The 10562-nt window shown below is 38.5% G+C and carries 10 protein-coding genes, 1 tRNA gene and 1 pseudogene; all 12 read right to left on the reverse strand.

What is annotated here, in order from left to right:
• Window positions 1-84 precede the first annotated feature (84 nt).
• On the reverse strand, window positions 85-558 hold the full coding sequence (greA, locus tag LACDD01_RS11830; protein ID WP_019292667.1) for a transcription elongation factor GreA: 474 nt from the start codon (window positions 556-558) through the stop codon (window positions 85-87).
• Window positions 559-582: 24 nt separating this feature from the next.
• Window positions 583-2298 carry an endolytic transglycosylase MltG gene (gene mltG, locus LACDD01_RS11835; RefSeq protein WP_061413656.1) on the reverse strand — a complete coding sequence of 572 codons (1716 nt, stop codon included), beginning with the start codon at window positions 2296-2298 and terminating at the stop codon, window positions 583-585.
• A 105-nt stretch (window positions 2299-2403) separates the two neighbouring features.
• The gene (rpoE, locus tag LACDD01_RS05695) at window positions 2404-2964 is read right to left on the reverse strand and encodes a DNA-directed RNA polymerase subunit delta (RefSeq protein ID WP_003134001.1); all 561 of its coding nucleotides are present in this window, start codon (window positions 2962-2964) and stop codon (window positions 2404-2406) included.
• A gap of 125 nt (window positions 2965-3089) precedes the next feature.
• Entirely contained in the window at window positions 3090-3602 is a 513-nt protein-coding gene (locus tag LACDD01_RS05700) for an adenine phosphoribosyltransferase (RefSeq protein WP_003134000.1), read from the reverse strand.
• Complete coding sequence (gene recJ, locus LACDD01_RS05705; protein WP_061413658.1) at window positions 3592-5826, reverse strand: single-stranded-DNA-specific exonuclease RecJ; 2235 nt, start codon at window positions 5824-5826, stop codon at window positions 3592-3594. The genes LACDD01_RS05700 and recJ overlap by 11 nt, the downstream gene beginning before the upstream one ends.
• 32 nt (window positions 5827-5858) lie before the next feature.
• A complete protein-coding gene (locus LACDD01_RS05710) occupies window positions 5859-6506 on the reverse strand; it encodes an SDR family NAD(P)-dependent oxidoreductase (protein ID WP_061413660.1) in 648 nt (215 codons plus the stop codon).
• Window positions 6487-7419 carry a ribonuclease Z gene (gene rnz, locus LACDD01_RS05715; RefSeq protein ID WP_061413662.1) on the reverse strand — a complete coding sequence of 311 codons (933 nt, stop codon included), beginning with the start codon at window positions 7417-7419 and terminating at the stop codon, window positions 6487-6489. Before rnz ends, LACDD01_RS05710 begins: the two co-directional genes overlap by 20 nt.
• Before the next feature lie 186 nt (window positions 7420-7605).
• A tRNA-Arg gene (locus tag LACDD01_RS05720) sits at window positions 7606-7677 on the reverse strand.
• Between the two features lie 51 nt (window positions 7678-7728).
• Window positions 7729-8419 (reverse strand): annotated as a pseudogene (locus tag LACDD01_RS05725) (HAD family hydrolase).
• A gap of 97 nt (window positions 8420-8516) precedes the next feature.
• Window positions 8517-9437 carry an NAD-dependent epimerase/dehydratase family protein gene (locus tag LACDD01_RS05730; RefSeq protein WP_061413664.1) on the reverse strand — a complete coding sequence of 307 codons (921 nt, stop codon included), beginning with the start codon at window positions 9435-9437 and terminating at the stop codon, window positions 8517-8519.
• On the reverse strand, window positions 9437-10114 hold the full coding sequence (locus tag LACDD01_RS05735; protein WP_061413665.1) for a type 1 glutamine amidotransferase domain-containing protein: 678 nt from the start codon (window positions 10112-10114) through the stop codon (window positions 9437-9439). Before LACDD01_RS05735 ends, LACDD01_RS05730 begins: the two co-directional genes overlap by 1 nt.
• Window positions 10111-10443, reverse strand: coding sequence for an ArsR/SmtB family transcription factor (locus LACDD01_RS05740; protein WP_061413667.1), 333 nt, complete (start codon window positions 10441-10443; stop codon window positions 10111-10113). Before LACDD01_RS05740 ends, LACDD01_RS05735 begins: the two co-directional genes overlap by 4 nt.
• Between the last annotated feature and the right edge of the window lie 119 nt (window positions 10444-10562).

The raw sequence follows: 10562 nt of genomic DNA on the forward strand, positions 1-10562 counted from the left end.
ATCGAAAATTTTAATTTTTTACCAAAAATAGTGGCTGAAACGTCTCTAAAATAAAAAAATCCGCTAAAAGCAGATTTTTTTATTTTATTTTACATCAACAATCTTAACTTCGATTTCACCCATAGGCAACGGAATTTTCACAACATCGCCAACTTTACGGCCAATCAAGGCTTGAGCGATTGGAGATTCATTTGAAATTTTGCCTGAAAATGGATCAGCTTCAGCAGTACCGACGATTTCGTACTCTTCTTCTTCGTCATCTCCAACTTCTTGGAAAACAACTGATTTACCAAGAGCAACTTCATTTTTGTCAATATTAGCATTGTCTACGATTTCAGCATAACGAATCATTGTTTCCACAGTTGAGATACGACCTTCGATAAAGGCTTGTTCATCTTTTGCTGCTTCGTATTCTGAGTTTTCTGAAAGGTCACCGTAGCTACGTGCAATTTTGATGCGTTCAATAACTTCAGGGCGTTTAACCAATTTAAGGTTATCTAATTCTTGTTCTAATTTTTCCAGACCTTCTTTGGTCATGGGGAAAGTTTTTTCTACCATTTTTTATCCTTTTTAAATTTCTAATTAATTACCCGACGCAATCGCATCATTGACATACTTTTGAACATTGATGTTTTGTTCTTCAAGTGTTTGCGCAAAGTAAATCTTACCTTCAACGTCTGCTACAAAATAAAGATAATCATTCGCAGTCGGGTTAAGCACTGCTTTGATTGACGACAAGCTTGGACTCACGATTGGTCCAGGACCAAAACCTGGATACAAATAAGTATTGAAAGGTGAGTCTAATTGTGTATTAATTGCAGCTTGCTGATCAAGCGAAGTATCCTTACCTAGCTTACCTTCAGCATAAAAGATTCCTGTATTAGAATCCATCGTCATCCCTAAATCCTTACGGTTAAAGAAGACCTGTGCAACGTTACGGCGATCATCATCGCTATTCGCTTCTTTTTCGACAATGGCAGCCAAACTCAAGGTTTCATTGACCGTAAGTCCGTTCGCTTGTATTTGTTCATACAAGGGTTCCAGCTGTGTATTAGTTGTTGAAAGCATGGTCTCAATTAAGCTTTCAACAGTTGTCTTTTTCGTATACTCATAAGTTGCTGGGAAGAGGTAACCTTCAAGTTGATACTTCACACCACTGTCTTTACTTGGTAAGCTTGCAAGAAGTTTTGGAAACTTCTCTTTCATTTTTTCGATGAACGCCTGATCCTGTACAGTCTTCATAAACTCATCTTTAGTAAAAGGTGTTTTTTCATCTTTATCCGCAGAATTCACTGTAACAGCTTGAGCAATTTGTTCCAATGTATAACCTTCAGGAATCAAAATTTTGCCCAGAGTTGGTTCCACAGGATGTTCGGTTCCTCCTTGCTCCAAAAGACTTGCAATATCTGACAAGCTCATGCTAGGCGCCAAGTTGTAGTAGCCACTCTTAAAGCCACTGAAATTTTTAAATTTAGTATAGTATTGGAAAACCATACCATTTTTGATAATACCTTCTCGTTGTAAGATATCTCCGATTTGTTTACTGCTTGCTCCCGCTGGAATGTTAATGGCGCGTTTGGTTGTATTTGCAGTATTGAGCGGTTGTACACCTTCTTTGATGAAATTATAACCGTAAAAACCAGTCCCTGCCGCAGCCAAAATTAAAACAGCTACGATAACAGCAATAATCTTTCCAGAAGAAACTTTCTTCTTCGATTTTTTCGCTTTCGACTTGGGCTGCATTTCTTCAGCTTCCGCATCCGATTTTACTGCTGCACGACGACTTCTTTGTCTGTGAGTCGTCTCTTCGGCAAGAGACTCTGCAGCATCACTTGCTTGTGCTTCAGGTCGCTCATATTCATCAACAACTTCTTTATCAGACTCTTTTGTCTTGCGTCTAAGTCGTGAATAACTTTGTCCTTGGCTCGCTTGGAGCATTTGCTCGCGAACACTTGCAAAGTCTGGACGTTCTTCATGTGCTGATGCTTCTGTTTTCACTTGATCAGAAACAGCTTTTTCAGGAAATTCTACATCTTCGGAAATTTTAGCTTGTTCCTCTACTTCTGGATTTTCCAGTTCTTCTGTCAACTTAAATGAAGTTGGACGTTGAATATCCGAAAAATCAGCACGTTCTCGCCGAGTATGTCTACTCGGAGTTGAAGAAAGTTCTTTGTTGGATTCACGGGCATAGTTTTCAAAAGTCCCATCCGTGTTGGCTCGATTTCCTTCTTCAAGTTCACGCAAGATTTTATCTTTGAAACTTTCTCTCGAAAACTTCTCCGTATCTTTTTCTACCAAGGTTAATCCTCCTTATCACGCCACCCTCTTTTTTTAAACAGTGAAGCGTAAGTTTGTTGGGTAATATTCACAAAAGCGAGGTCAGGGACCTCACTCTTTTAGATTTTAATTCTCTTCTGAGTCGCTGTCGTCATCATCGTCGTCCTCTTCATCGAGTTCAACGTCTTCATCCACGTTATCCAGTTCAACTTCAGCAAGTTCAGCATCATAAGCTTGAACCTCATCTTTTTCATCATCTGGATTCTCATCATCATAAGTCATGTCATCTGCATCGTTTCCTTTGTCGATGTGTTCATCTTCAGGATCCACCTCATCTTCGATACCGAATGCATTAACTTTTGTACGTTTTTTAGTTGTTTTTTCTTCTTCGTCGTCAATTTCATCAAGAGCAATTACTTCCTCATCGATTTCATCGATCGCGTACCACGAGCGCAGCGCCCAAATGTTATTTCCTAATGGAATAAAGCTTCCATCTGTATTCATTTCTGTGTAAAAACGTGCAATTGTGGCTTTGATTTCATTATCAGACTTTTTCAAGTAGTCTTGAACAGCGTTCAAGATTTCTGCAAAAGCCATTTCCTTACCATTTTGTTCCAAAATTGCATGAGCAACTTCAATCATTGAAAGTTCTTCGATATTTTGTCCTTCTAATGCTTCAATTTTCAAACTTTTTTGCTCTCTTTCAGATTTTCTTTTTCTATATTATATTAAATTCGCTTCATTGTCAATATGTAAACGGATTTAAACTGTTTCATTATGTGTCGTTTTCCGTCTTACTTGGTAGGATGAAATTAATAGTGCATCAAGACCTTATAATCATAGTTGCCAAGTTTTTCACGCCCTTTAAGGTCATCCAGTTCAATAAAGAAGGCACACCCAACAACGATACCACCCAAACGCTCAATCATCTCAATAGTAGCTTTTACTGTTCCACCTGTTGCCAAGAGATCATCTACAATCAGAACACGTTGTCCTGGCTTAATAGAGTCAGCATGCATTGTCAATGTATCTGTACCATACTCTTTTTCATAGTCTGCTGAAATAACTTCACGCGGTAATTTTCCTGGTTTACGCACAGGCGCAAAACCAACACCAAGTGCAAAAGCAACAGGACATCCAACGATGAATCCACGCGCTTCTGGGCCAACAATTACATCAATTTCTTTATCGCGTGCATATTGCACAATTTCAGTAACTGCATAGTTGTAGGCATTTCCATCAGCCATAAGTGGTGAGATATCGCGGAAAACGATACCTTCTGTTGGGTAATTTTCAATCGTTGCAATGTAATCTTTAAGTTGCATGTGCATCTTCCTCTTTTAATTTTTTATAAATTTCTTTGACAGGGGATAAGGCGAAAAGTTCTTGAAAAGCAACAATTTCTTGAAGCTCTTGGTAAATATTACTTTCAGAAATATCACGCTTTTCGGCGGCTTTATTCACACTCATCATGCCATTGTCAATAGTGACAAAATTCAGTTCTTCAAATATTTGAATCATCTTTATCAGTAAAATATCGGGTATCTTCAAATAATTTGCTAAGTCTTTCAATTTAAAACGTATATCAAACTCAGGATACTGATAAATTGCTTTATAGAAGCGCGCAAACTGCTCACGCGTCCCCGCTCCCGTCAAATAATAATTTTTCTTGATTGTATTTTTGAAATAAATCAATTCAAATTCCTGCTCATGTATTAATTCCGTCAAAGCAGATAAGGCTTCCTTATCAGTTGGGGCTTCCTCAATAATAAGCACTTCTTCTATTGTACCATTTTTCACTTCATTATGGACAAAACGTATTGTATTTTTAGGCAATTCAACTTGTCGACTTCGAATATCCAGAAGCTCAACACCATTTACTCTAGCATCAGCCACCATAAGCTGAACAGTTGTTGTACCATTCCAAGTGTTGCTAGACAAGGTACCGACAAGTTCTGTATCACTTTGTTCAAATTCTAGGCTTTCAGCTCCATGCCCAAAGTAAACCGCATCTAAAGCTTGTCCATTTTGTACTAATTTAAGTTTGAGATGACTATTGTCTTTTCCCATACTACGTGCCTGCTCAACCTGATAGTCCGTAAGGAGAAAATGAGGCTTCGGATTGTCCATACCATAAGGAGATAACTTTTCTAAACTTCTAATCGTCTCTAAGCTAATCTCGTCAAACTGCAAACTGCCCTGAACTTCTAGTGAACTTTTTTCTGACATATCGATATCGTTTTCTTGAATAAAGTCGAGCATCACTTGCTTGATTGCTTCCACATTCTCCAAGGCAAAAGTCATCCCAGCAGCCTGTTTGTGGCCACCAAAAGCCATAAAAAGTTCACGGTGTTCATTGAGTGCTTCAAATATATTAAAACTTTCAATCGAACGTGCTGATCCTCGGAGAATTCCCTCTTCTTCTGCCAACATAATAATAGGTTTGTGAAATTGCTCAAGTAAACGTCCGGCAACGATACCTAAAACACCTTTATGCCAATCCTTATGATACAGAATTTGTACGGGCTCGTCCGTTATCATTGTGAGGGCTTGATTGAAGATATTTTCTACGATTACTTTACGCTCGCTATTTTTTTCATCAATCATCTGCGCAATTTCGGCAGCCACTTCTTCATCCCAGCCTGTTAATAGTTCAATCGCTGGGTTTGGGTCATCTAAGCGCCCCAGAGCATTCAAACGAGGGGCAATTTGAAAACCAATCGTTTCCTCATTCACCTTTTCAAAATCAGTTCCTGAGAGACGCATGAGTTCCATCAAGCCTGCACGCTCAGTATTCGCTAATACTTTTAGTCCATGACTCACCAAAATACGATTTTCATCAGTAAGACTAACCATATCCGCAATTGTTCCGATTGCCACCAAATCAAGCATATCTGAAGGAATATAGTCTAAAAGAGCTGTTGCGACTTTAAAAGCTACTCCTACTCCAGCCAAATACTTAAAAGGATAGTTTGATTCTGGGTGTTCAGGATGTACAATTGCAAAAGCTTCTGGCAGTACTTCTGGCATGCTGTGATGGTCAGTTACGATAACATCAACATTTTGACTTTGTGCATAGGCGATGGCTTCATGACCAGCCACACCATTATCCACGGTAATAATCAAATCAATGTCTTCATTTTGAATGAAATATTTATAGACATCAAGATTTGGCCCGTAACCATCAGTAAAGCGGTTAGGAAGATAGACCTGAACTTCCGCTCCTAATTCATCTAAAGCTGATTTCATGACGGAACTTGCCGTCATACCATCCGCATCATAATCACCGTATATTAAGATATTTTGCCCATTTTCAATTGCAGTCAAAATTCTTTGAACGGCTTTTTCCATATCGTGCAACAAAAACGGATCATGTAATTGCTGAAGATCAGGATTCAAGTAAGCTTGAATCTCCTCTTCTGCCCTTATGCCGCGTTGCCACAAAATTTGCGCTGCCAGTGTATCTAATTTATATTTTTTACTTAACTTAAGAAACTCATCCGGTAAGTCTGACTCAGTTAACTTCCATATATATTTTGATTTAATCAAGTTTCCTCCACTTCGACTGCTTATTTGAAGATTTATTTATAATTAAAAAACCTATTTCCTATATTATCTACAAGACTTGGGAAAAATGCACGAACTTTCGCAACGAAAGCCAGCTGGACAGGTAAGTTCAATTCTCTTTTATTTTTCCCTAAAACCTGCTCAATCTTATCCGCAACATATTCTGCACTGACCACATTTTCGCCCACTTTTTCCAAATAGTCCATATTGTCTTTGTGAAATTTTGTGCGGACCGGCCCTGTATTGACTGTTGTCACGATAAGATCTGGTTTTTCTAAACGTAAAGCATCAGAAAAAGCGAGAACAGCGGCTTTGGAAGCTGCATATACGGTCGATTTCGCTGTAGGTAACTTTCCTGCTATGGATGCAATATTAATTACTTGCAACTGTGGTTGCAAATCACGCGTCCGCTTAATCAGATCTAACGTATTAACCTTGAACATTTCATCAATTTGCTCATCCGATAAGTTACTTAACTCTGTAAACTCTCCAAAACCTGCATTATTAATGAGAATATCTACTTTTTCAGGCATGACTGGCTGAGGAAACGAGCGACTGATCAAGATAAGATTATGATCCTCTAAACGCTGAACAAGTGCTTGTGCAATATCACCGCTAGCGCCTGTAATTACAATATTCTTTTTACTCAACTTTTTCTTCATAAAAATCTTTCGCCACATACGAATTAGGATGAACAGCTCGTGCTTCTTGCGCAAGCTGAGCCACAAGTGGGCCAACATAGCGTGCACTAATATGCGTGAGCACCAAACGTTTTACGCCAGCTTCCTGAGCAACATCTGCTGCTTGTTTTGAGGTCGAATGTCCGTGTCGGCGGGCCATTTTTGCCTCTTTTGCTTCATAAGTTGCTTCATGAACTAAAAGATCTGCCCCAACCGCTAAACGAACAGCGCTTGGTGTACGTCGGGTATCTCCAAGAATAGTGACAACTTTCCCCTGCTTGTCTGCGCCAATATAGTCCTCTGGATGAAAAACTTTCCCATCATGCTCTACTGTTTCACCATTCTTTATTTTGCCAAAGAGGGGACCGAAAGGTAGACCTGATGCCTTCAAAGCCGCTGCATCTAGTTCTCCAGGACGATCTTTTTCGACTACACGATAGCCGAGACAAAAAATTGTATGATCTAAGGTATCAGCATATACTTCAAAGGTTTGATCTTCAAATATCTTACCAGGCGTTTCAATTTCATGAAAGTGAATCTTGTATCCAAGACGCGATCCCGACATGCGCAGAGCCGTCATCACAAAGTCTTTCAGACCTTTTGGTCCATATAATTCCAAGTCCGTATGCTCCTCATCTTTACTTGAACCTTGGAAAGAACGACTAGATAGAAAACCCGGTAGACCAAAAATATGATCGCCATGCAAATGTGTAATAAAAATCTTGGTGATTTTTCTTGGTTTAATTGATGTTTCCAAAATTTGATGTTGGGTCGCTTCGCCACAATCGAATAGCCATATTTCGTTACGTTCATCGAGTAACTTCAAAGCGATAGCCTGTGTTTTTCGCGTTCGTGATGGCTGGCCCGCGCCCGTCCCTAAAAATTGAATATCCATATCTTCCTCAATATTCTAATTATGTTCTTTCCTATCCATTATTGGAATCAAATAAAAAACATTTTCTACTTTGATGCTTGTCTCTCATAGTTTTCACCTGTTCATTAAGTCAGAAAAGAGAATATCAAAATGTAAAAAACATTGTGCTTCTCACAATGTCTTACAGCGCTAAAAATAAAAAATTTATCCGTCTGGAGGGAATCGAACCCCCATCGCAAGAACCGGAATCTTGCGTGATATCCATTACACTACAGACGGCACTGATAACTCTATCATTTTACAGGAAAACAAAGGAAATTTCAAGTTTCTTTATTTCAAAAAATCTTCAAGGAAATCTTCGATGCTTTCATAGGTTTTATCTGCGATTTCCTTATCGTCATGTCCTATGTAAGCAGTGGCTAAACCAAGTTTTTGTGCTGGAAGAATGTCATGTTCAAGGAGATCTCCAACCATAAGTGTTGCTTCACGATCGAAGCCTTCCTTATCTAAAATATTATAAAAAGCTGCTTGATCAGGTTTGGTTAAGCCAGTTTCGGCCGAAATATAAACTGGAAACAGATTTTCAAAGCCAAAACGTTTAATTTTTTCTCTTTGCTCTCCACTCTCCCCATTGCTTAAAATAGCAATATTATAATTTTGAGAGAGTTCTAGCATTTTAGATAATAAATTCTGATCAACTTCTATCTCTTCAAGTAAAGCTGTCAAAAAAATGTCAAAGAACAGGCGCACAAAGTTTTCTTTATAGTGAATTGCGTAGTAATCCAAGACTTGGCGCACACGCTCTTCGCGCAGCTGCTCAATCGTCATTTTTCCTTCGTGAACTAAAGGCCAGAGTTGCTCATCCACTTCACGATACTTTGCCATAAAATCATCTATAGAAAATTCATCCTGAAAATCAATCAAGTCCAAAAAAACTTTCCGGTGTGCTGTTTCCCAATATTTTTTTAAAAGGAAAGAGTGTATTGTCCCAGTCAAAAATAATATTTTTTATCTCTTTCATACTTCTCAATCCCTTTCCTCTTTCTTTAAAAGTTTATCATTTTGCCTTCTGGATATCAAATGAATTAAGACGAGCCATCAGGAAGTTTTTCATAAGGCTATTTCTCTAAAAGCACCTGTTTTACACCTGCTTCAAAGCTTGTTACTTCAAACTCTGGAAAATGTTTTTTAAACTTGTCTGAATTAAATACATTGTCCTCTGCATAACGCGGAAGAAGTTCTTGCAATTCTTTCGCTTTTTGGCTGAAAAGGGCCGCCAATTTGAATTGCCACATCTTAATTATTGTGTATTGAAGTTTTTTTCCTGTGATTTCTTCTGAAAGTGTAATGATGTCCTGATAAGTCAAGCTTGGTGCGCATGGCAAATGCCAAGTTTGACCATAAGCATCCGCATCATTCCCTATGAGAGCCATTGCACGGCTAGCATCGGGTGTCCAAATCAAGGTTCTCAAACGAGTAGCACTCAAGGGAATTTTTATTTTTCTATTCTCTTTAATTGCATTGAAGACCATTGTATTTGTTATACTCTGCGTCTGACCTGGGCCATAAAACTCCGGCGCGCGGCAGATTACAGCTTCGAGCGAATGGTTCTCTATCTCCTCAATTACCATTTCTGCTAACCGTGCACGTACCGTGGATTTTCTTCCCCTCGGTTCAAATTTAGTGTCTTCATATTGTATTTCCGCATTTTTAGGGTACATATAGGTATTATCAAAGAAAACCAATTTACTTTGGTGCAGCTTACAAGCGTCAATGACATTTTTCATCATCAGAGGAAATTGTTCTTCCCAAAGCTCAGAATTCATCGGTAAACCGGCTGTAAAATAAACAATCTCACTGCCAGCAATCGCTGCATGCGCTTCCTCAGCCTTCAGTAAATCAGCCGAAAACAAGCTATCTGTTGGGTTTACTTTACGTGGTTTTCTACTCACAAGCCTAATATCTTTTGTATATTTTTTAAAAAGTTCCTTGGCCAGCTCTTGACCAATCTGTCCATTACTTCCTAGTATTGTTTGCATTATGCAATCTCCTTTATAAGCATTTTAGCGACTGACCTTACAGAAAACGGATTTTGTCCCGTGATAAGTTGCCCATCTTGGAGGGCAAAATCTTTATAGAATCTTTTTTTGCACCATGTTGCCCCACGGCTTTTGGCTACCTCTTCATTGAGAAAAGGAACGATTTTTTTCTTGCCTGCAAGAACTTCTTCAGCTGTTGTAAAACCCGTTATCTTTTTCCCTGAAATGATGTATTGACCTTCTTGCTTCTTAAGATTAAGTAAACCGGCGATACCATGACAAACGGAAGTGAGATAACCACCATGCGCATAAATAGCTTGGGCGATACCTTTTATTTCTGGATTATCTGGAAAGTCCCACATCACACCGTGGCCACCTGTGAAATATATGGCACGATAGTCTTGCGAGATTACTTCCTCAGGTTTCAAAGTCTTTTTTAAAGCTCTTTCGACAAAGTCTTGCCGCTCATAAATGTTCCAAATGGCTTCATCCATATACTTCATACTCCGTGGGTCAAGTGGAACATAGCCACCATTTGGGCTAACAAAGTCATAAGCAATACCATGTTTTTGGAGTTCATCAACAAATTCTGCACTCTCGCCCAGCCAAAGCCCTGTCGCTTCATTAGTATTCTTATAACGCTTAATATTTGTTTCGACAATCAAAACTTTATTCATTTTTCTTGCTTTCCTTTCATTATCCTTGTTACTTCATCCAGAAAATGTTGTAATTTCATAATTTCTGATGTATCATGTTCAAGATAGTAAAAGTTTCTTGTTCCTTCTGAACGATAATTGACTATCTTTGCTTGTCTTAAGATTTTCAAATGATGTGAAATAGCGGGGCGCGATAAGCCTGTAGCTTCGATTAAATCTCCAACTTGTATGCCTTTGCAATCACTCTTCTCCAATAACTTAATAATAATTGCTTGTCTCTTTTCATCACCTAAGGCAATTAAAAAGTCGCTGACTTCACTTAGTTCATATTTTAAATGTTCAAATTTCATTATTACTCCTTATTGGTTTATGTTTTTAAACCATTATCTAACCTTAATGTCAAAAAATTGGATTGACAACCTCTTTGTTTTTTTTAAAGAAAATAAAAAAACTCACAGCACCAAAGGGA

It is taken from the genome of Lactococcus sp. DD01, assembly GCF_001578715.1.
Lineage (GTDB): Bacteria > Bacillota > Bacilli > Lactobacillales > Streptococcaceae > Lactococcus > Lactococcus petauri.

Excerpts from the sequence above, each read along its gene's own strand:
- rnz (WP_061413662.1), bottom strand. The coding sequence starts at position 7,419 with ATGGATATTCAATTTTTAGGGACGGGCGCGGGCCAGCCATCACGAACG.
- LACDD01_RS05710 (WP_061413660.1), bottom strand. The coding sequence starts at position 6,506 with ATGAAGAAAAAGTTGAGTAAAAAGAATATTGTAATTACAGGCGCTAGC.
- LACDD01_RS05730 (WP_061413664.1), bottom strand. The coding sequence starts at position 9,437 with ATGCAAACAATACTAGGAAGTAATGGACAGATTGGTCAAGAGCTGGCC.
- LACDD01_RS05740 (WP_061413667.1), bottom strand. The coding sequence starts at position 10,443 with ATGAAATTTGAACATTTAAAATATGAACTAAGTGAAGTCAGCGACTTT.
- LACDD01_RS05700 (WP_003134000.1), bottom strand. The coding sequence starts at position 3,602 with ATGCAACTTAAAGATTACATTGCAACGATTGAAAATTACCCAACAGAA.
- LACDD01_RS05735 (WP_061413665.1), bottom strand. The coding sequence starts at position 10,114 with ATGAATAAAGTTTTGATTGTCGAAACAAATATTAAGCGTTATAAGAAT.
- greA (WP_019292667.1), bottom strand. The coding sequence starts at position 558 with ATGGTAGAAAAAACTTTCCCCATGACCAAAGAAGGTCTGGAAAAATTA.